General features: G+C 68.6%; 15 protein-coding genes and 1 tRNA gene. 7 read left to right on the top strand and 9 right to left on the bottom strand.

Annotation, left to right across the window (positions count from 1 at the left end):
• Positions 1 to 327: 327 nt before the first annotated feature.
• The gene (recD2, locus tag JJL56_RS05125) at positions 328 to 2,523 is read right to left on the bottom strand and encodes an SF1B family DNA helicase RecD2 (RefSeq protein WP_211111780.1); all 2,196 of its coding nucleotides are present in this window, start codon (positions 2,521 to 2,523) and stop codon (positions 328 to 330) included.
• A gap of 240 nt (positions 2,524 to 2,763) precedes the next feature.
• On the opposite strand from recD2, the gene JJL56_RS05130 reads away from it, so the two are divergent.
• Together JJL56_RS05130 and JJL56_RS05135 are read left to right on the top strand one after the other, a co-directional pair.
• The gene (locus JJL56_RS05130) at positions 2,764 to 4,935 is read left to right on the top strand and encodes a malate synthase G (protein WP_186452791.1); all 2,172 of its coding nucleotides are present in this window, start codon (positions 2,764 to 2,766) and stop codon (positions 4,933 to 4,935) included.
• A gap of 476 nt (positions 4,936 to 5,411) precedes the next feature.
• Entirely contained in the window at positions 5,412 to 7,379 is a 1,968-nt protein-coding gene (locus JJL56_RS05135; RefSeq protein WP_345772546.1) for a methyl-accepting chemotaxis protein, read from the top strand.
• A 114-nt stretch (positions 7,380 to 7,493) separates the two neighbouring features.
• On the opposite strand, the gene JJL56_RS05140 is transcribed toward JJL56_RS05135, so the two are convergent.
• A tRNA-Val gene (locus JJL56_RS05140) sits at positions 7,494 to 7,568 on the bottom strand.
• A gap of 234 nt (positions 7,569 to 7,802) precedes the next feature.
• Between JJL56_RS05140 and JJL56_RS05145 the strand changes: the two genes are divergently transcribed.
• The 3 genes from JJL56_RS05145 to glk all read left to right on the top strand — a co-directional run bounded on the left by JJL56_RS05145 (position 7,803) and on the right by glk (position 11,527).
• On the top strand, positions 7,803 to 8,681 hold the full coding sequence (locus tag JJL56_RS05145) for an N-formylglutamate amidohydrolase (RefSeq protein ID WP_145622458.1): 879 nt from the start codon (positions 7,803 to 7,805) through the stop codon (positions 8,679 to 8,681).
• A gap of 463 nt (positions 8,682 to 9,144) precedes the next feature.
• The gene (otsA, locus tag JJL56_RS05150; protein WP_200484412.1) at positions 9,145 to 10,542 is read left to right on the top strand and encodes an alpha,alpha-trehalose-phosphate synthase (UDP-forming); all 1,398 of its coding nucleotides are present in this window, start codon (positions 9,145 to 9,147) and stop codon (positions 10,540 to 10,542) included.
• Between the two features lie 10 nt (positions 10,543 to 10,552).
• Positions 10,553 to 11,527: a glucokinase gene (glk, locus tag JJL56_RS05155; protein WP_200484414.1), complete on the top strand. Its 975-nt coding sequence runs from the start codon at positions 10,553 to 10,555 to the stop codon at positions 11,525 to 11,527.
• 6 nt (positions 11,528 to 11,533) lie between these two features.
• Here glk and JJL56_RS05160 read toward each other — a convergent pair whose 3' ends face one another.
• Positions 11,534 to 12,127: a uracil-DNA glycosylase gene (locus tag JJL56_RS05160; protein ID WP_247890489.1), complete on the bottom strand. Its 594-nt coding sequence runs from the start codon at positions 12,125 to 12,127 to the stop codon at positions 11,534 to 11,536.
• 101 nt (positions 12,128 to 12,228) lie between these two features.
• Between JJL56_RS05160 and JJL56_RS05165 the strand changes: the two genes are divergently transcribed.
• A complete protein-coding gene (locus JJL56_RS05165) occupies positions 12,229 to 12,630 on the top strand; it encodes a 4a-hydroxytetrahydrobiopterin dehydratase (RefSeq protein WP_200484418.1) in 402 nt (133 codons plus the stop codon).
• Positions 12,631 to 12,798: 168 nt separating this feature from the next.
• Positions 12,799 to 13,983 carry a glycosyltransferase family 4 protein gene (locus JJL56_RS05170; protein WP_200484420.1) on the top strand — a complete coding sequence of 395 codons (1,185 nt, stop codon included), beginning with the start codon at positions 12,799 to 12,801 and terminating at the stop codon, positions 13,981 to 13,983.
• A gap of 3 nt (positions 13,984 to 13,986) precedes the next feature.
• Here the strand turns inward: JJL56_RS05170 and JJL56_RS05175 are convergent, their stop codons facing one another.
• The 6 genes from JJL56_RS05175 to JJL56_RS05200 form a co-directional block, all read right to left on the bottom strand.
• Complete coding sequence (locus tag JJL56_RS05175) at positions 13,987 to 15,189, bottom strand: aminotransferase class V-fold PLP-dependent enzyme (protein ID WP_200484421.1); 1,203 nt, start codon at positions 15,187 to 15,189, stop codon at positions 13,987 to 13,989.
• On the bottom strand, positions 15,186 to 15,584 hold the full coding sequence (locus JJL56_RS05180; RefSeq protein WP_145622474.1) for a cupin domain-containing protein: 399 nt from the start codon (positions 15,582 to 15,584) through the stop codon (positions 15,186 to 15,188). Before JJL56_RS05180 ends, JJL56_RS05175 begins: the two co-directional genes overlap by 4 nt.
• Entirely contained in the window at positions 15,581 to 16,579 is a 999-nt protein-coding gene (gene dgcA, locus JJL56_RS05185; protein ID WP_145622476.1) for an N-acetyl-D-Glu racemase DgcA, read from the bottom strand. Before dgcA ends, JJL56_RS05180 begins: the two co-directional genes overlap by 4 nt.
• 79 nt (positions 16,580 to 16,658) lie before the next feature.
• The gene (locus tag JJL56_RS05190) at positions 16,659 to 17,765 is read right to left on the bottom strand and encodes a methyl-accepting chemotaxis protein (RefSeq protein WP_200484423.1); all 1,107 of its coding nucleotides are present in this window, start codon (positions 17,763 to 17,765) and stop codon (positions 16,659 to 16,661) included.
• A 432-nt stretch (positions 17,766 to 18,197) separates the two neighbouring features.
• Positions 18,198 to 19,508 carry a methyl-accepting chemotaxis protein gene (locus JJL56_RS05195; RefSeq protein ID WP_200484425.1) on the bottom strand — a complete coding sequence of 437 codons (1,311 nt, stop codon included), beginning with the start codon at positions 19,506 to 19,508 and terminating at the stop codon, positions 18,198 to 18,200.
• Complete coding sequence (locus tag JJL56_RS05200; RefSeq protein WP_094305923.1) at positions 19,483 to 20,031, bottom strand: PAS domain-containing protein; 549 nt, start codon at positions 20,029 to 20,031, stop codon at positions 19,483 to 19,485. The genes JJL56_RS05195 and JJL56_RS05200 overlap by 26 nt, the downstream gene beginning before the upstream one ends.
• Positions 20,032 to 20,120 lie beyond the last annotated feature (89 nt).

A 20,120-nucleotide genomic window follows, 5' to 3' on the forward strand; every position in this document is an offset into this window, starting at 1 on the left:
CCGAATTATCTTTGTCACAGGGTACGAGCCGTCCGTCAAGCACGCCAAAGGCCAGACGCCCTTTCCTGCGACATTCGGCCAGGGGGAAATGCGCCCGTTCGGAAGGGGTGCCGGTCCCGATGGCGCCCGGTGACGCCCTCGTCGGCCTCCGCGCACCCACCCCCGCCCCAACGTCGGGAAGAGAAGAATTTCTTTTGCCAATTGAACAGCTTAGAACATTCCCCACAGCGCGCGGGAAAGCACGCGCCGCGCTCCGGGGCGGGCACCGCAAACGCCGCGCGCATACGTCTGTGACAAAATCCCGACATGGTTGTCCTCCGCCAAGGGTCATAGAGGCGACAGCCACTCCCCCAGCTTTGTCCAGCGCCGCCGCCCCTGCGTCCCACGCACCGCCATGGCGAGCGCGCGGCGCTGGCCGAGCATGATCACCAGCCGCTTGCCTCGCGTCACGCCGGTATAGATCAGGTTGCGGTGGAGCATCGTATAATGCTGGGTCACCACCGGTATGACGACAACCGGGTATTCGGACCCCTGGCTCTTGTGAATCGTCGTCGCGTAGGCGAGCACGATCTCGTCCAATTCTCCGAATTCATAGGTGACCGGGCGCCCATCGAAGGTTGCGGTCAGCACCCCTTCTTCCGGATCGACCGCGGATACGATGCCGAGGTCGCCGTTGTAGACCTCCTTGTCATAGTTGTTCTCGACCTGCATGACCTTGTCACCGGGGCCGAAGGTCCAGCCGAATCGCTCGACTCGGGATTCGCCCGGAGGGTTCAGCACCCTCTGCAGTTCGATGTTCAGCGAACGCGCGCCGAGGCCGCCGCGATTCATCGGGCAAAGGATCTGCACGTCGCGCACCGGGTCGGCGCCGAATCGGCGGGGAATGCGGTCGCGCACCATCTCGATCAACTTCGCCACCCCGGCCTCCGGAGTCGCCGCCTCGACGAAGTAGAAGTCGCTGTCCTCCCCGGCCTTCGGCGTCTCCGGCATCTGGCCGGCGTTGATGCGGTGGGCGTTGACGATGATGCGGCTGGTCGCCGCCTGCCGGAAGATCTCCGTCAGCCGCACCACCGGCACCGCGCCGGAGCCGATCACGTCGCCCAGCACCTGCCCCGGCCCGACCGAGGGCAACTGATCCACGTCGCCGACCAGCAGGAGGGCGGCCCGCCCCGGCACGGCGCGCAGCAGGGCGTTCATCAGCGGCACGTCGACCATGCTGGTCTCGTCGACCACCAGCAGGTCGCAGTCCAATGGGTTGGTCTCGTCACGCTTGAAGCCGCCGGCCTGCGGGTCGGTCTCCAGCAGGCGGTGGATGGTCCGCGCCTCCATGCCGGTGCTCTCGCTCAGCCGCTTGGCGGCGCGGCCGGTGGGGGCGGCCAGCGCGATGGACACGCCCTTGGCCTTCAGCATGGTCAGGATGCTGTTCACCAGCGTGGTCTTGCCCACCCCCGGCCCGCCGGTGATCACCAGCAGCTTCGACGTGGCCGCCTGGCGCAACGCCTCCCGCTGCCCCTCGGCGAGGGTAATCCCGGCCTTCGCCTCCACCCAGGGGATGGCCTTTTCCGCGTCGATCTCCGGCCAGGGCACGGGGCCGCCGGCCAGCCGGCGCAGCCGCTCGGCGATGGCCCGTTCCGCCCGGTGGAGCCCGGCCAGGAACAGACAGGGCTCCCCGCCCAGGCTGTCGGCGATCACCGCGCCGTCCTGCCGCTCCAGCTCCGCCGCGGTCTCCAGGATCGAGGCGTCGATCTCCAGCAACTTCACGGCCAGCGGGATCAGCTCCGCCACCGGCACGCCGCAATGGCCCTGGTCGGTCGCCTCGGCCAGGGCGTAGGCGATGCCGGCCCGCGCCCGGATCATCGCGGTTTTCTCGATGCCCAGCCTTGCGGCCACCGCGTCCGCCGTCTTGAAGCCGATGCCGCGGATGTCGCGGGCCAGCCGGTACGGGTTCTCGGTGATCAGCCGGATGGCGTCCGGCCCGTAAGTCTTGAAGATTCGCACGGCGCGCGAGGTGCCGACCCCGTGGCTGTGCAGGAACACCATGATCTCGCGGATCACCTTCTGGTCGGCCCAGCCGGCGATGATGCGCTGCGCCCGCTTCGGCCCGATGCCGGTGACCTGCCGCAGCTTGTCCGGCTCCTGCTCGATCACGTCGAACACCGCCTCGCCGAACGCCTTGACCATCTTCTTCGCGTAGACCGGCCCGATGCCGCGGATCAGGCCGGAGCCGAGATACTTCTCGATGCCCTCCACCGTGGTCGGCGGGGTGGCGCGCAGGAAGTCGGCCTTGAACTGGAGCCCGTGGTTGCGGTCGTTCACCCAGGCCCCGCTGGCCTGGACGAACTCCCCCGCGCCGATCGTGGCGGCATGACCGACCAGCGTGACGAGGTCGCGCTGCCCGCGCACCTTCAGCCGCAGCACGCAGAATCCCGTTTCCGGGCTGTGGAAGGTCACCCGCTCCACCAGACCCGACAGCGGTTCGCGCGGGGGTCCCGCCGCGGTGGGGGCATCGCCGGATATGCTCATACCACCCAACATAGGCGCTGCCGGGCCTTTGGGGGAGTTCCCCGAGCAACCGCTCCATCGCGTCAATTCGGAGGAAGACCGGGGCGCCGCGAATGTGTACTTTGTCGCCCGAAGCCCGCGTCACGGACCGCACCGAAGGGACGGCGCCGCTCGTGGGCTTGCGGTGAAAAAACGTCAGCCAAAGAACGACAAACCGAAAAACCGCGGTGTCTACGACTTCGGAAGGAAAGAGCAGCAATGGTGACGGAACGCATTCAGGTTGGCGGCTTGCAAGTTGCCACGGAGCTTCACCGCTTCATCGAGAACGAAGCCCTGCCGGGCACCGGCGTGACGCCGGAGCAATTCTGGTCGGGCCTTGACGCGATCCTCCACGATCTGGCCCCGCGCAACCGCGCGCTGCTGGCCAAGCGGGACCAACTCCAGGCCCAGATCGACGAGTGGTACCGCAGCCGCCGCGGCCAGCCGCTGGACCGCGCGGCCCACACCGAATTCCTCAAGGAGATCGGCTATCTCCTGCCGGAAGGCCCGGACTTCGCCGTGACGACCGAGAACGTCGATCCGGAGATCTCCACGACCGCCGGTCCGCAGCTCGTCGTGCCGGTGATGAACGCCCGCTACGCGCTGAACGCCGCCAACGCCCGCTGGGGCAGCCTGTACGACGCGCTCTACGGCACCGACGCCATCCCCGACACGGACGGGGCGGAGCGCACCGCCGGCTACAACCCGAAGCGCGGCGAGAAGGTCATCGCCTTCGCCCGCGACGTGCTGGACCGCGCCGCACCGCTGTCCGACGGGTCGCACGCCGACGCCGCCGGCTACACGGTGGACAACGGGCGCCTCGTCGTCGCGCTGAAGGACGGCCGCAGCACGGGTCTGGCCGAGCCGGAACGGCTGGTCGGCTACACCGGCGAGCCTTCCGCCCCGACCGCCATCCTGCTGGCCGACAACGGCCTGCACATGGAAATCCGCATCGACCGCAGCCACCCGATCGGCAAGACCGACGCGGCGGGCGTCGCCGACCTCGTGCTCGAATCCGCCCTGACCACCATCCAGGACTGCGAGGATTCCGTCGCCGCCGTGGATGCCGAGGACAAGGTGCTGGCCTACCGCAACTGGCTGGGCCTGATGACCGGCAGCCTGACCGCCAGCTTCCCCAAGGGCAGCGGCACGGTGGAGCGCCGGCTGAACCCCGACCGCAGCTACATTAGCCGCAACGGCGAGACGATCACCCTGCCGGGCCGCAGCCTGATGCTGATCCGCAACGTCGGTCATCTGATGACCAACAGCGCGGTCCTGCTGAAGGACGGCAGCGAGGCGCCGGAGGGCATCCTCGACGGTATGATCACCTCGCTGATCGCGCTGCACGACGTCAAGGGCGCCCGCCTCAACAGCCGCGCCGGCTCGGTCTACATCGTGAAGCCGAAGATGCACGGGCCGGAGGAGGTCGCCTTCGCGGACGAGCTGTTCGCCCGCGTCGAGGACGCGCTGGGCATCGCGCGCAACACGCTGAAGATGGGCATCATGGACGAGGAGCGCCGCACCACGGTGAACCTCAAGGAATGCATCCGGGCCGCGGCGGCGCGCGTGGTGTTCATCAACACCGGCTTCCTCGACCGCACCGGCGACGAGATGCACACCGCCATGGAGGCCGGCCCGATGATCCGCAAGAACGACATGAAGTCGTCCGCCTGGATCAAGGCCTACGAGGACTGGAACGTGGACACCGGCCTGCTCTGCGGGCTCAAGGGCCACGCCCAGATCGGCAAGGGCATGTGGGCGATGCCCGACCGCATGGCCGACATGCTGGCCGCCAAGGTCGCCCACCCGCAGGCCGGCGCCAACACCGCCTGGGTGCCCTCGCCCACCGCCGCCACGCTGCACGCCCTGCACTACCATCAGGTCAACGTCGCCGCCCGCCAGGAGGAGTTGGCCCGCCGCGAGCGCGCCAGCCTGGACGCCATCCTGACCATTCCGCTGGCCGACCGCCCCAATTGGTCGGAAGAGGAGATCCAGCAGGAGTTGGACAACAACGCCCAGGGCATCCTCGGCTACGTCGTGCGCTGGATCGACCAGGGCGTCGGCTGCTCCAAGGTGCCGGACATCAACAACGTCGGGCTGATGGAGGACCGCGCCACCCTGCGCATCTCCAGCCAGCACATCGCCAACTGGCTGCTCCACGGCATCACCACCGAGGCGCAGGTCATGGAGACGATGAAGCGCATGGCCGCTGTGGTGGACAAGCAGAACACCGGCGATCCGCTCTATCGCCCGATGGCCGCCGACTTCGACGGCAGCGTCGCCTTCCAGGCCGCCTGCGACCTCGTCTTCAAGGGCCGCGAGCAGCCGAACGGCTACACCGAGCCGGTGCTGCACCGCCGCCGCATCGAGGCCAAGGCGAAAGCCGCCGGCTGAGCCAACGCACCACCCGGCACGCATCAAAGGCCCTTCCCCGTTCGCGGGGGAGGGCCTTTTTCTTTGCGCGCTCGCAACGGAACGGCCGATTTCAGAAAATAAAACAGATCCGAGCCGATATAAATATCCGAACATTAGACCACAAATGAACTCTCTGGTTAAAACAATGCTTTTCTGAAAAGCCCCGCTATTGTTAAATTTTCAGCCATTGCGCGTGGGAACGTCACACAGTTGTAATCATCGTTCATATGACAGGCTGGCATCAGTGTTTCGTAATAGGAGCAACGGCAAGCTTGATTCTTTGCATGATTGAATGAATTGTCCGATTGAAACACCCGATTCCTGTAGGTCGGCGTCGGCAATATATGAAATGGAGCATTGTTATGAATTTCTTGCACGCCATGACCATAAAGCGAAAGGCAACGCTGATCTCAGTGTTTGTTTTTATCGTCATGGCGATCGCAACATTCTCCGTCGTGAAAGAAACGTCGCTGCAGGAACGCCACCTCGCCCACGTCCGCCAGACCGCCGACGAGGTGAGCCGCAAGGTCGTGCCGCTGAGCGAGCTGATCGCCAACATCCGTTACGACGTGGCGCAGGTGCAGCAATGGTTGACCGACGTGTCCGCGACCCGCGGGCTGGACGGCCTGGACGACGGGCCGGCAAAGGCGGACGAGTTCGCGAAGGCCTTCGCCCGGCATGCCGAGAACGCCCACGCCATCGCGCGCGAACTGGGGTTGACGGACATGGTGCGGAGCATCGCCGCCGCCCGCGCCGCCTTCCCCCCCTTCTACGAGTTGGGCCAGCGCATGTCCCGCGCCTATGTCGACGGCGGCCCGTCGGCGGGGAACGCCATGATGGAACAATTTGACGCGGTGGCCGAGAGCATGGACCAGGAGATGGAACGGCTCCTCTCCACCATGGAGCAGGTCCGCAGGGAGCGCCTGAGCGGGCTCGACGCAGCGGTGAGCGACATCGAGTCCTCCGCCGCCACGCTGAACTCCCTGCTGATCGCCGCGGCGGCGGTGACGCTGTTTCTCATCGCCGCCTCCATCGTCTTCCTGCGGCGGGCGGTGATCGGGCCGATCGACCGGATGCGGTCGACCATGACCGGCATGGCCGCCGGCGACCTGCGTGTGGAGGTCGGTTTCGAAGGGCGCGGCGACGAAATCGGCCAGATGGCCAATGCCGTGCGCGTCTTCCGCGAAGCCGGTCTGGAGAACGAACGCCTGCGCACCGATCAGGAACGCTCCCGCGAGGCCGGCGAGGCGGAGCGGCGCCAGGCCCTGGCCGCCATGGCCGACACGGTGGAGCGCGAAACCCGCGCCGCCGTGGAGCGGGTGGCCCGGCATGCCGGACAGATGGCGAGCAACGCCGAAGCGATGGCCGCCTCCGCCGGATTGGTCAGCGACAACTCCCAGACCGTGGCCGCCGCGGCGAGCCAGGCTCTGGCCAACGCCCAGACCGTCGCCGCCGCGGCCAACGAACTGTCCGCCTCCATCCGGGAGATCGGTCGGCAGGTGACGGCGTCGGTATCGGTGACGGGACAGGCCGTCGAGAAGGCCGGTTCCGCCAGCGCGATCATCGGGCATCTGTCGGAGGCGGTGGAGCGCATCGGCGCCGTCGCCCGCCTGATCGGCGACATCGCCAGCCAGACCAACCTGCTGGCGTTGAACGCGACCATCGAAGCGGCCCGCGCCGGCGAGGCCGGCAAGGGCTTCGCCGTGGTCGCGCAGGAGGTCAAGAACCTCGCCCACCAGACCGCCCGCTCCACCGAGGAGATCGCCACGCTCATCACCGACGTGCAGTCGGTCACCAGGCAGGCCGTGGACCGGGTGGGCGAGGTCGCCGCGACCATCGACCAGGTCTCCGACATTTCCTCGTCCATCGCCGCCGCGGTCGAGGAGCAGGACGCCGCCACCCAGGAGATCGCCCGCACGGTCAACGAGACCAGCCACGCCGCGCAGGAGGTGTCCAGCCGCATCGCCCTGGTGTCCGACGAGGCCAACCAGACCGGCGAGCGGGCCGACGGCATGCGCGCCGCCGCCGGGGACGTGGCGCAGAGCATCGATGATCTGCAGAGCGTCCTGGTGCGCGTCGTCCGCACGGCGACCAGCGACGTCGACCGCCGCCGCAAGGCACGCTTCCAGATCGACCTGCCCTGCACCATCGACGGCGCCGGTGCCGGTACGGGCAGCAAGGCGCGGATCGCCAACCTGTCGTCCGGCGGCGCGATGATCGTGGACGCGCCGATGATGACGGCGGGCACCCCCGGCACCTTGCGCGCCCCCGGCCTGTCCCGCCCCGTGCCCTTCACGGTGAACGCCTGCGAACCGGGGCAGTTGCACGTGAAGTTCTGCGTGCCGGAGGCCGACCAGCCGACGTTGGACCGCGATCTGGCGATCCTGACGCGCGGCATGGCGCCGGACCGCAGCGCGGCGTGATGCGCAAGGCCGCAAGGCCCTTGCCCACCAGGGCGAGGGCCGGTCGTCCGGCAGAGTTGCATGGTCCAGATATGGCGAAGGCCGGAAACCCGTCTGGGTTCCGGCCTTCGAGGATGGTGGGCGCGACAGGGATTGAACCTGTGACCCCTACGATGTCAACGTAGTGCTCTCCCGCTGAGCTACGCGCCCATCCGTGTCGCCGGTCGGTTCGGGGTTCGGCATCCGTCTTGCGTCCCGTCCGGCGTGGGCGTGGGGTGTACCATCATCCCCGAGGTCTGGCAAGCCTGGATTTCACTTTTTTGCCGTCCGTCGGCGGACACCGTCATTTTTTCCGCCGAAGGGACAAGCCGCGCCTCACATCTGTTGGGGCGTGAGCGGGACGGTGCGTGACAGAGCCGCCCGGGTCCACTACATCACATTGCCATGGATGCTTCCGTCGACGCCGCCACACCGGAGCCGGCCTTCGAACTTCTGGCCCCGGACGAACAGACAAAGCCGCTGGTGCTGGCCTCGCCGCACAGCGGCAACCGCTATCCGGCCGAGTTCCTGGCGGCGGCACGGCTTGACCCGCGCGCGCTGCGCAAATCGGAAGACTGCTTCGTCGACGAGATCTTCGCGGGCGCCCCGGCGCTGGGCATACCGCTGATCCGCGCGCTGTTCCCCCGCGCCTTCCTGGACGTCAACCGCGAAGCCTACGAGCTGGACCCGGAGATGTTCGCGGACCCCCTGCCGCCCTACGTCAACACGCGCTCGCCACGCGTGGCCGCCGGGCTGGGCACCATCGCGCGCGTGGTCGCCAACGGAGAGGACATCTACCGCGGCAAGCTGCGCTTTTCCGAAGCGGTGCGGCGGGTGGAGCAGTGCTACACCCCCTACCACACCGCGCTGCGCCGTCTGATCGAGGACACCCGCGCCCGGTTCGGCCACGCGGTGCTGATCGACTGCCATTCCATGCCATCCCCCGGTCTGGGCGACCGCGACAACCGGCGCAGCGACATCGTGCTGGGGGATTGCTTCGGCAATTCCTGCGCCCCCTCGGTCACCGAGACGGCGGAGCGCTTTTTGCGCGGCCTGGGCTACACGGTCAGCCGCAACGCGCCCTATGCCGGCGGCTACACCACCCGCCATTACGGGCGCCCGCGCCAGGGCATCCACGTGCTCCAGATCGAGATCAGCCGCGACCTCTACATGGACGAGGCCACGCTGTCGCGTCTGCCCTTCCTGACCGTCCTGACCCGGCACATGCACGAGATGGTGGACAACATCGCCCACCTGCCGCCCAACCCCCTTGCCCCGCGCTGAACAGCCCTCCGCGCACCGGGCCGCGCACAAAAAAAGGCCGGGGCAAAGGCCCCGGCCCGAGTCTAGGGAGGAAACGCCCAAGAAGTGCGTTACGGCATCGCCCGCGTCGCAGACACGACCGATACCGCACTGCACAATATGACGAAGCCCCGCTCAGGGATCAAGAGGGAAAATGTTTTTTCATGTCATTCAATGGTTTAACCAAGGATAAGACAAAGCTACGGCGCAGCGCAAACAGCCGATTATGCTGCATTGCACACAGAATCCCGGCTCTGCTCCCGCACAATCTGGGGCTGGCGGCGCGTCCGCCAACCCACCCCGGTCCTTCGGCATAACCCATTCGACCGATAGGGAACCAACCCCCGACACGGTCGTTTCGTCCCTGCGCGTCCCGGGGTGCGCCCCGCCACGCGCCATTCGGCCGCTTTATCAAGCGGCCGTCCGGCACCGGAGAACCACCCACGTGAGCAGACTGGTCGTCGTATCCAACCGCGTCGCCCCCATCGACGAAGGCAAGCAGGCCGCCGGGGGCCTCGCCGTGGCCGTGCTGGCCGCGCTGAAGAAAACCGGAGGCATCTGGTTCGGCTGGAGCGGCACGGTGGTCGAGGAGGAATCGCAGAGCGAGCCCCGGCGCACCGACGTCGGGCGCCTGACCTACGCGACGCTGGACCTCAGCCGCCGCGACTTCGAGGAATATTACAACGGCTTCGCCAACCAGACGCTGTGGCCGCTGTTCCACTACCGCGTCGGCCTGATCGAGGTCAGCCGCCGCACGCGCGAAGGCTACAAGCGGGTCAACGGCTATTTCGCGGAGAAGCTGGTCCCGCTGCTGCGCCCCGACGACATGGTGTGGGTCCACGACTACCACCTGATCCCGTTCGGGGAGGAGTTGCGCCAGCGCGGCTGCAACCAGCGCATGGGCTTCTTCCTGCACACCCCCTTCCCCGCGCCGGAGATCCTGGTGGCCCTGCCGAACCACCGGGAGCTGATCCGGGAGTTGTGCGCCTACGACCTCGTCGGTTTCCACACCCAGGTGGACCTGCGCAGCTTCGCCGACTACATCCGGCAGGAGTTGGACGGCGAGGTGGAGGACCGCGGCCCCGAAGGCGGCATGCTGATCCACGCCTTCGGCCGCACGCTGCTGGCCCGCGCCTTCCCCATCAGCATCGACACCGAAAATTTGGTGGGCATCGCCGAGATCGCCGCCCGCTCCCGCCACACCCAGCGGCTGAAGGAAAGCCTCGTCGGGCGGCGGCTGATCATCGGGGTGGACCGGCTGGACTATTCCAAGGGCCTGCCGCAGCGCTTCCAGGCTTTCGAGCAGTTGCTGCTGACCTATCCGGAGCATTGCAACCGCGTCTCCTTCCTCCAGGTGGCGCCGCCGAGCCGGGAGGACGTGCCCGAATACATCGCCATCAAACGCGAACTGTCGGAGCTGTCGGGCCGCATCAACGGACGCTTCGCCGAGTTCGACTGGATGCCGATCCGCTACCTGAACAAGAGCTTCGGGCGGCGCGTGCTGGCCGGCTTCTACCGCACCGCCCATGTCGGGCTGGTCACCCCGCTGCGCGATGGCATGAATCTCGTCGCCAAGGAGTATGTCGCCTGCCAGGACGCCGACGACCCCGGCGTGCTGGTGCTGTCCACCTTCGCCGGAGCGGCGCGGGAACTCGATTCGGCGCTGATCGTCAATCCCTTCGACATCGAGGCGGTGGCCGACGCCCTGCAGCGCGCCCTGACCATGTCGCTGCCCGAGCGCAAGGAGCGCCACGCCGCCATGATGCGCATCCTGCGCAGCCACGACATCGGCTGGTGGCGGGAAAGCTACGTCGATGCCTTGACGCGCGCGCCGTACGGGTGAAACTGATTTCATGACCACAGACAGCAATGCCGCTTCCGGCCCCGTCACCCTGGTCGCCGACATCGGCGCCACCAACGCCCGCTTCGGCCTGATCGACGGCACGGGCATCCACGGTTCGCGCGTGCTGCGCTGCGCCGACTTCCTGTCGCTGGAGGCGGCGGCGCTCGCCTATCTGGGCGGCATGCCCCCGGACGCCCGGCCCAGCCGCGGCGCCTTCGCCATCGCCGGTCCGGTGACCGGCGACGAGGTGCTGATGACCAATCGCGGCTGGTCCTTCTCCACGGCCAAGGTGCGCGGCACGCTGGGGCTGGAGCGGCTGGCCGTCATCAACGACTTCACCGCCGTCGCCCTGTCGGTGCCCCGCCTCACCGCCGCCGACGTCCGTCAGGTGGGCGAGGGAGCGCCGGTGCCGGGCCGCGTCGTCGGGGTGATCGGGCCGGGCAGTGGGCTGGGCGTGTCAGGGCTGGTGCCCGGCCCGGAGGGCTGGACCGCGCTCGCCGCGGAGGGCGGGCACGTCACCATGGCCCCGGTCAGCGACCGCGAGAGCACCGTGCTGGCCCAGCTCCGCAAGAGCTTCGACCATGTGTCGGCGGAGCGGGTGCTGTCCGGGCCGGGTCTGGTCAACCTCTATCAGGCGCTGTGCGTCCTCGACCACCAGGAGCCGGAACCCTTCACCCCGGCCCAGGTGTCGGACGCGGCGACCGCCAACACCAACCCGCATTGCGTGGAGGCGGTGGAGATGTTCTGCGCGATGCTCGGTACCGTGGCGGGCAACCTCGCGCTGACGCTGGGCGCGCGCGGCGGCATCTACATCGCGGGCGGCATCGTGCCGAAGCTGGGCACCCTGTTCACCCACTCCCGCTTCCGCAAGCGCTTCATGGAGAAGGGGCGGATGCGCGACTTCCTGGCTCCCATCCCGACCTACGTCATCATCCACGAACTTCCCGCCTTCCTCGGTCTGGCGGAAGCCGCGGAGCGGGCGTAACGGCGCTCAGGCCGTAAGCCGCGACGCGGCCAGTTTCAGGTCGGCCAGGAAGGTCGGCTGTTCGGCGAGCTGGCCGCGCAAAATGTAGCTGGGATGGAAGGTCGCGACCACCTCCGCCCCCGGCACGAGGCGGCAGGGCTGGACCGTGCCGCGCAGCTGCATGATCCCGTTCAGCCCGGTCAGCGCCCACAGCGGCGTGCGGCCCAGTGCGACGATGACGCGGGGGGAAAAGTCCTCCAGCGTCCGTTGCAAATGCTCGATCTCGCCGGAGAATTCCGCCAGCACCCAGTCGGAGGTGCCGAACGCCCCCCAGCGCTCGTCCAGCGCCCGCCCCTCCTTCTTCGCACGGGTGCGGGAGGCGAAGAAATGCCCCACCTTGTTGCCCGGCGGCTGGTGGCGGAAGACGTTGGCGACCAGGCATTCCGCCCGCTCTACCCCCGCCGCCTTCAGCGTCTCGTCGAGCAGTTGGCCGCTGCGCCCGACGAAGGGCACGCCCCGCCGGGCCTCCTCCGCCCCCGGCGCCTCCCCCACGATGGCGAGGCGCGGCCCGGCGGCGCTCTTCGTGGGCTGCTGGTAGTCGGCGAAGGGCAGGTCCGTCATGCGCGCGTCCATGGTTGGTCGTGAGGCTTGCCGCCGCGAGGCTTCGGCCCCAGCATTGTTCAAAACGAGGAGTCCGAACCAACAACACCGGAGGGCACGAGATGGCGACACAGCAAGAACTGACCGGAAAGAGCTGCGAACCCTGCCGCGGCGGCATCCCCCCGATGGACCGCGCCATGGCCGAAAATTATCTGGTGCATGTGCCCGGCTGGTCGATCAAGCCGAACCCCGACCGGCTGGAGCGCGACTACCGCTTCTCCAACTTCCGCGAGGCGCAGCATTTCGCGATGCGCGTCGGCGACCTGTGCGAGGCGGAAGGCCACCACGCCGAGATCCTCTATGGTTGGGGCCACTGCACGGTCACCTTCTGGACGCACAAGATCAAGGGCCTGCACGAGAACGACTTCATCATGGCCGCCAAGGTCGAGGGGTTGATGGACGAACCCTACGCCCCGGTGTCGGAGTCCATGGGTGACGTCTCTCCCACCGCGCGGCATGGTTGATTTTTCCAGTCTTCCCTCTGTTTTTTCCCCTCTCCCCTCTGGGGAGAGGGTTAGGGTGAGGGGGTTGCGCTTTCGCCGGACTTCCCGCAAAGCGCACCCCCCTCACCCGGCCCTCCGGGCCACCCTCTCCCCGGAAGGGAGAGGAAAAATCAGCCCGAAGGACGAACCATGCCCACCGCCCAGCCCGCCGTCATCCAATGGGGCCTGTCCAGCTACAGCGGCTGGGGTGTCAACGGGCTGCAGCTGGCGCTGAGCTGGACGCGCAGCGGGCGGCTGCTGCCAGTCTGCTCGCTGCCGCTGCGGCTGGAGGACATCGCGCTGTCCCCGCTGGAATGGCGGCGCATGGCCGGCTTCGTCCGCGAGTCCGAGGCGCTCTGCCGGCAGATCGCGCCCCATGCGGGGCAGGAGGTCGGGGTGTCGGTGCCGGTGCTGCGCGGGCTCGGCAACAACCTCGTCGGCAGCCGGTCGGTGGAGGGCGTGACCCTGAAAGGCCAGCCCACTGTCGGCGTCTGCTATCTGGAGGACACCGCCATTGACGCGGAGGGCCGGGTGCGGGCGGAGTCCTGCGCGGCCATCGTTGCCGGGTCCAGCTTCGTCGAGCGGGTGCTGACCGGCGCCGGCGTCGGGCGGGTGCGGACGGTCCTGCAAGGCGTCGATCCCACCCATTTCCACCCGGCGCCCAAGGTCGGCTGGTTCAAGGACCGCTTCGTGGTCTTCTCCGGCGGCAAGCCGGAGTTCCGCAAGGGGCAGGACCTCGCCCTGCTCGGCTTCCGCGCCTTTGCCGAGCGCCATCCCGAGGCGCTGCTGCTCACGGCGTGGCACAACCCCTGGCCGGAGAGCGCCCGCTCGCTGGAGGCCAACCCCGCCGTGGCGCCGGTGCGCTTCCATGAGAACGGGCAGTTCGACGGGGCCGGCTGGGCCATCGCCAATGGGCTGCGCGCCGATCAGGTGATGGACCTCGGCCCGGTGCCCAACGCCGACATGGCCCGCATCCTGCGCGAGGTCGACGTCGGCCTGTTCCCCAACCGCGGCGAGGGCGGGACCAACCTCGTCGCCATGGAGTGCATGGCCTGCGGCGTGCCCGCCATCCTGTCGGCCAACACCGGGCATCTCGACCTGATCGGGGCGGACCGCTGCATCCCGCTGACCCGGCAGGGCACCGTCCAGGCCTCCTTCGGCACCGAGGGCTGGGGCGAGAGCGACGTGGAGGAGATCGTCGGGGCGCTGGAAGGGCTGTGGGCCGACCGCGACCGCGCCGCGGCCATCGGGCGGACGGGCGCCGCCTTCCTGGCCGGGCTGACCTGGGACCGCTACGCGGACGGGGTGGCGGAGGTCGTGGAGTCGGTGCTGTAGCGCCTACAGCGCCGTCACCGCCGCCAGAAGCCGCTCCACCTCCGCCTCGTCGTTGTAATAATGGGGAGAGGCGCGGACGACCTCGGTCAGGCCGCGGGCGTCCATGTCGAAGGGGGTCGAGGGCGCGGAGGACACCGACAGGTTGATTCCCTGGCCGCGCAGGGCGGCCTTGATGGCGCGCGGTTCACGGCCGTCCACCGTGAAGGTGACGATGGCGCAGCGCTCCGCCCCGAGATCGCGCACCGTCACGCCGGGAAGCGCCCCCAGACCGTGCCGCAGCCTGTCCGCCAACGCGAAAGCGCGGTCGCGGATCGCCTCCAGCCCCCAGGACAGCGCGTAGTCCACCGCCACCCCCAGACCGAGCCGGGCCGCAATGTTGCTCTCCCATAACTCGAAGCGGCGGGCGTCGGGGCGCATGGTGTAGCGGTCCGGCCCGGCCAGCGCGCCGCCGCTGTGGTCCAGCGTGTACGGCTCGATGCGGTCGAGCCACTCCTTGCGGACATAGAGGAAGCCGGTGCCCCGCGGCGCGCGCAGGAACTTGCGCCCGGTCGCCGACAGGAAGTCGCAGCCCAGGTCCTCGACGTCCACCGGCATCTGGCCGACCGTCTGGCAGGCGTCGAGCAGATAGGGGATGCCGTGCCGCCGAGCCACCCGCCCGATGGCGGCCGCCGGGTTGACCAGCCCGCCGTTGGTCGGGATGTGGGTGATGGCGATCAGCCGGACCGGTCCCTTCCCCGGCTCCGCGATCATCGCCTCCAGCGCCGCGACGGAGGTCTGGCCGGTCCCGTCACTGGGGATCACCTCGACCGCCACGCCGGTGCGCCGGGAGGCCTGCAGGAAGGGGATCAGGTTGGCGGCGTATTCGGCGCGCGCCGTCAGGATGCGGTCGCCGGGCCGGAAGCCTTCCCCCGGCAGGGCGGCCAGCGCGTTGAAGGCCATGCCCCAAGCCGCCGTCGCGCTTTCCGTCAGCGCCACCTCGTCGCGCGAGCAGGCGAGCAGGCGGGCCACGGAGTCGTAGACGCCCTCCAGCCGCTCGTTGGCGTGCTCGGCCGCCTCGTAGCCGCCGATGGTGGCCTCCAGCGCCAGATGCGCGGTCACGGCGTCCAGCACCGGCTGCGGCGGCAGGGCGGCCCCGGCGTTGTTGAGATGAACGACGTGCCGGGTTCCCGGCGTCTCCGCGCGGGCGCGCGCGATGTCGATGGTCATGCGGTTTCCCCCTGCCCCATTTTGTGCGGCGGTTTCGGTTCGCCGATGTGGACGGCCAGCCAGACGGTCGGGGCGTCGGGATCGGTCCAAGCCACGCGGTGGCGCCGCCGGGCGGGGATCATCACCCAATCGCCGGGGCCGAGCGCGCGCTCCGCCTCGCCTTCAAGCTGCAGCCGGGCCGCGCCCTGGACGACGAGCACGAACTCGTCCCAGTCCTGTTCGTACCAGAAGCCTTCCGGCGATGCCTGACCGGTGGACAGGATGCGTTCGATCCGCACCGTCCCGGACGCCGCCGCCGTGTCCGTCAATGTCGTGAAAAGTTCGCCCGGCAAAGCATCAGGCGGCAAGCTCCCGGACGGCAGGCCCGCCAGCAGGTTGCCGGCCGGGACGCTCATCCCCAGAGTTCGGGGGCCGGCGGGCACAGCGTGCCGCCGTCGTAATGCAGGGCCGGCGTGCGGTCCTCGGCCAGCAGCAGCGGCCCGTCGAGATCGACATAGCGCGCCCCTTGGGCCAGCAGGACAGCCGGCGCCATGGCCAGCGAGGTGGCGACCATGCAGCCGACCATGATGTCGAAACCGGCCTCCTGCGCCGCCTGCTTCAGCAGCAGCGCCTCGGTCAGGCCGCCGGTCTTGTCCAGCTTGATGTTCACCACCCGGTAGATGCCCTTCAGCCGGTCGAGCGAGTCCAGCCCGTGGCAGGACTCGTCGGCGCCCAGCGGCACCGGGCAGTCGATGCCGCGCAGCGCCTCGTCCTCGCCGGCGGGCAGCGGCTGCTCGATCAGTTCCACCCCCAGTTCGGCCAGCACCGGGGCGAAGCGGTGGAGCATCTCCAGCGTCCAGGCCTCGTTGGCGTCGACGATCAGGCGGGTGGCCGGGGCGGCCTCGCGCACCGCACGCACGCGGTCGAGATCGCCCTCCCCGGTCAGCTTCATCTTCAGCAGCGGATGGTCCGCCGCCCGCGTCTTGGCGGAGGCGGCCATGGCCGCGGGCTCGTCCACGCTCAGCGTGTAGCAGGTGGTCAGCTTCTTCGGTGCGTCGGGCAAGCCGGCGAGCCGCCAGGCCGGTTTGCCCGCCTGTTTGGCCTCCAGGTCCCACAGCGCGCAGTCCAGCGCGTTGCGCGCGGCCCCCGGCGGCAGGAGGGCGCGCAGCCGCTCACGGTCGAGCCCGTCCGCCACCGCCCCGGCCAGGGACTCCAGCGTCTTGACGGTCTCGTCCAGCGACTCCCCGTAGCGGGCGTAGGGCACGCATTCCCCACGGCCCCGCTTGCAGGATTCGACCACCTCGGCAACCACGACCTCGGCCTCGGTCTTGGCGCCGCGCGATATGCGGAAGGTCCCCGCGATGGGGAAGGTATCGCGGCGGACGTAAAGACGGCGGGCGGTGGACGACATGAAACTCTCCAGCAACGCGGCGGAACCGAAGTGTAAGCAAACCCGCCGCGATGACCAGAGCAGGGTCGGAATGCCAGCCTTACCCGTGGAGCCCGGCCCCGTTCATTCCCACGCGCCCATTCATACCGGCGGTTGTGGGCGTCTGTTGCTGGCGCGGGTCCGGGTCCTGCACGATCACCCCATACCAGCCCAACCCCTTGTAGGTTTCATAACCCGGCGTCAGCGCGTAGCCGTAGGTGCGCCCGGCGGCGTCGGCGTAATGGCCCATGCTCTCCCCGCTGCGGCGGAGCTGGACGGTCTCGCTGAGGATGCCGCGCCCGTCGGACGAGGCGATCACCCGGTGCCGCGCGTCGAGCAGAAGGCAGCGCGAGCGGGAGCGCTCCTCATCCTCAAGCCGGACGCCCTGGACGACGGCGGCGGCCTGCGGTTCCCAGTCGAAGAAGATGCCCAGCACGCCGATGGGATCGCCATCCGCCTCGCCGCCGCGCCGGATCGCGGTGGCGTAGGTGGCGACCACCCGGTCCTCCAGACGGCCGTTGCGCGCCACGTCGCCCACCGTGAACTCGCCGCCGTTGCGCGTGGCCAGCGCCTGGCGGAACCACCCCTCGTCACCCACGCGGGCGCCCAGGGCACCGGGATAGCGGCCCGGACGGCCCGTGGCGATCACCTCCCCCTTCAGGTCGGCGATCCACAGGTCGAGATAGACGGTGTAGGATTCCAGGATCACGCCCAGCCGCTGCGAGGCGTGGCGGCGGCTGTCCTCCGATGGCTCGGCGGCGCAGTCCACCACCGCGCTGTCGGTCGCCCACCAGCGCACGTCGCAGGACCGCTCGTACAGGTTACGGTCGATGATCTCGATCATGTTCAGCGACAGGTCGGCCAGACGGCGCCCGTGCATCTCCTGCACCATGGCGCTGCCGGTGGTGGTCAGGTGGTCGACGCGCGAGACGATCTCCGACCGCAGTTCCTTGGTGATGGTGTTCACCTGCTTGGAGATCTCGGAGACCTCGTTCGCGACCACCGCGAAGCCCCGCCCGGCGTCGCCGGCCCGCGACGCCTCGATCAGGGCGTTCATCGCCAGCATCTTGGTGCGGCGGGTGATGTCTTCGATCAAAGACACCTTCCGGGAGGCGACATCCAGGACGCCCCGGGAAAGCTCGAACAGTTCGTTTCCGGCCACACTCATCCCGAACACCTCTGTGAGTTTGGGTGGGATATCTTTTTTAGACGTCTAACCATCAAACGCTGTGCCAAACGCCCGTTTGGAACCATCGGGACGCGCAAAGCCGCGGAACGCCTGCGTTTTCGGGCGGCGTCACGGTCACAGGCTCAACGTCTTTGAGATGTCAGTTTCGAAATTGTGATGAATTCGGCGTCATATTGGAGTCCGAACAATCACACGCGGCGCCGGCCTTGCCGCACCGCACCCCGCGCATCGCGTGCGCCGCAACAAAAGCACCGGTTTCTCCAAAAAAATGAGGCAAAAGGTCGCATAGCCCCCGCCCGCCGCTCCGGCACTGCTCAGCATACAAGCAAATGCCCGGCGGCTAATCAATGCCCACCTTATAAGCAAGCGCAATTTCTGGGACAAATAAGCAGCGGATCGCACAAGATCGCTTCAGGCGACCTTGTGCATCTCGTCCAGGAAAAGCTGGACCTCGCGCGTCAGGCGGTCGGCCTGGACGCTCATCCGCTCCGACGCGGCGAACACCTCGTGGGCGGTGCCGCTGGTGCGCTCGGCGGCGGTGGTGACGTCCTGAATATCCTCGGTGACGGCGCGGGTGCCGGCCGCCGCCTGATCCATGTTGCTGACGATCGAGCGGATCGCCGAGCCCTGCTGGCCGATGCCCGCGGCGATGCCGCCGGCGATCTGGTTGATGTCCTGGATGGTGTGGCCGATGCCGACGATGGACGCGACCGCCACGTCGGTGGAGGACTGGATTCCGGCGATCTGCCCGGCGATGTCGCCGGTGGCCTTGGCAGTCTGGTCGGCCAGCCGCTTGACCTCCTGCGCCACCACGGCGAAGCCTTTTCCGGCTTCCCCGGCGCGGGCCGCCTCGATGGTGGCGTTCAGCGCCAGCAAATTGGTCTGGGACGCGATGTCGTTGATGAGGGTCACCACCTCGCCCACCGTCTTGGCGGCCCCTGACAGATCGGCGATCAGCGCGTTGGAGCGCTCGGCCTCGCCCGCCGCGTTGGCGGCGACCTTGGCGACCTCCTCCACCTGCCGGGCGATCTCCCGGATGGACGCCGACAGCTCCTCCGTCGCGACGGCGACGCTGCCGACCGAGGAGCCGGTCTGCGACGCGGCGGCGGCCACCGAGGACGCCTTGCCTGTGGCGGTCTGGGCGTCGGTCTCCATGGTGCGGGCCGACATCTCCAGCTGGTGGGCGGTGCCGGACACCTGCTCGCACACCGCGCGGATCTGCGTCTCGAAGCGGTCGGTCACCCCGGCGAAGCCCTTCACCTTGACGGCGATGGCGTCGGTGGCGGTGTTGATGGTGCGCGATGCGTGCAGGAAATTGCCCTGCATGCCCTTCAGCACGATGCGCCGGAAATACTTGTTGGCCGACACGTAGCTCATCGAGGCGGTGGCCTCGCGGATGAAGGCGTCGGTGCGGTCGATCGAGTCGTTCAGGGCCTGCATCAGCTCGCCGAGGTCGCCCTTCTCCCGCACGTTGACGACCCGCGCCTCGAAGTCGCCGCGCGACACCGCCTGGCAAACGGCCACCGCCTGCCCCACCGCGGCGCGGGCGCGCACCATGCACAGCATGACGCCGACCAGCGCGGCCAGCGCCGCGGCCCCGATCCCGATGCGCAGCGGCGCGCCGCCGACGTCCAGCGAATCGGTCACCAGCAGCGCTGCGACGAGCAGAGCGGCGACCGCCCCCAGCCCGAACGCCTTAGAGAGAGAAGACGAATTCGTCATACCCGATCCCCTTCTCCGTCAGCAGCCCGACAACGGTGGCAAAGGCCTCGTTCATGCCCTGCTTGCGGTCTTCGTGGCGGTTTTCGATGTCCAGAAGCGTGCGGTAGAGCGGCACCACCTTGTCGATGGCGCCGCGGTCCGGCACCCGGCGCGAGGAGTGGTAGCCGACGAGCCGACCGTTGACGTCGTAACTGGGGGTGACGTGGGCGAAGACCCAGTAATGGTCGCCGTTGCGCGCCCGGTTGACGACGTAGGCGAAGATTTCCTGGCCCGCCCCCAGCGTGTCCCACAGCAGCTTGAACACGCAGCGCGGCATGTCCGGATGGCGGACGATGGAGTGCGGGGCGCCCATCAGCTCCGCCTCGCTGTAGCCGGCCACGCGCTGGAACACCCGGTTGGCGTAGGTGATCCGGCCCTTCAGGTCGGTCTTGGAAACGATCACCTCATCGGCGTCGAAGAACCGCTCGACCCCGGTCAGGGTCCGGTCGCGGGGGCCGGGACTGAGAACAGCGCTGTGTGCCATGTGCCTGCGGTCGCGGGCCGAGAGCCCGGCGCCCCCTTATTGGTTCGCGGTCGGTTACAGGGCGTACATCTCCCCATCCGCGCGTTCCC

Origin of the sequence: Azospirillum aestuarii (genome assembly GCF_016632405.1) — a bacterium.
GTDB lineage: Bacteria > Pseudomonadota > Alphaproteobacteria > Azospirillales > Azospirillaceae > Azospirillum > Azospirillum aestuarii.

Coding starts and splice junctions, on each gene's coding strand:
- JJL56_RS05170 (WP_200484420.1), top strand. CDS start 12,799: ATGCCCACCGCCCAGCCCGCCGTCATCCAATGGGGCCTGTCCAGCTAC.
- JJL56_RS05180 (WP_145622474.1), bottom strand. CDS start 15,584: ATGAGCGTCCCGGCCGGCAACCTGCTGGCGGGCCTGCCGTCCGGGAGC.
- JJL56_RS05190 (WP_200484423.1), bottom strand. CDS start 17,765: ATGAGTGTGGCCGGAAACGAACTGTTCGAGCTTTCCCGGGGCGTCCTG.
- glk (WP_200484414.1), top strand. CDS start 10,553: ATGACCACAGACAGCAATGCCGCTTCCGGCCCCGTCACCCTGGTCGCC.
- JJL56_RS05200 (WP_094305923.1), bottom strand. CDS start 20,031: ATGGCACACAGCGCTGTTCTCAGTCCCGGCCCCCGCGACCGGACCCTG.
- JJL56_RS05175 (WP_200484421.1), bottom strand. CDS start 15,189: ATGACCATCGACATCGCGCGCGCCCGCGCGGAGACGCCGGGAACCCGG.
- JJL56_RS05195 (WP_200484425.1), bottom strand. CDS start 19,508: ATGACGAATTCGTCTTCTCTCTCTAAGGCGTTCGGGCTGGGGGCGGTC.
- JJL56_RS05160 (WP_247890489.1), bottom strand. CDS start 12,127: ATGACGGACCTGCCCTTCGCCGACTACCAGCAGCCCACGAAGAGCGCC.
- recD2 (WP_211111780.1), bottom strand. CDS start 2,523: ATGAGCATATCCGGCGATGCCCCCACCGCGGCGGGACCCCCGCGCGAA.
- JJL56_RS05165 (WP_200484418.1), top strand. CDS start 12,229: ATGGCGACACAGCAAGAACTGACCGGAAAGAGCTGCGAACCCTGCCGC.
- JJL56_RS05145 (WP_145622458.1), top strand. CDS start 7,803: ATGGATGCTTCCGTCGACGCCGCCACACCGGAGCCGGCCTTCGAACTT.
- dgcA (WP_145622476.1), bottom strand. CDS start 16,579: ATGTCGTCCACCGCCCGCCGTCTTTACGTCCGCCGCGATACCTTCCCC.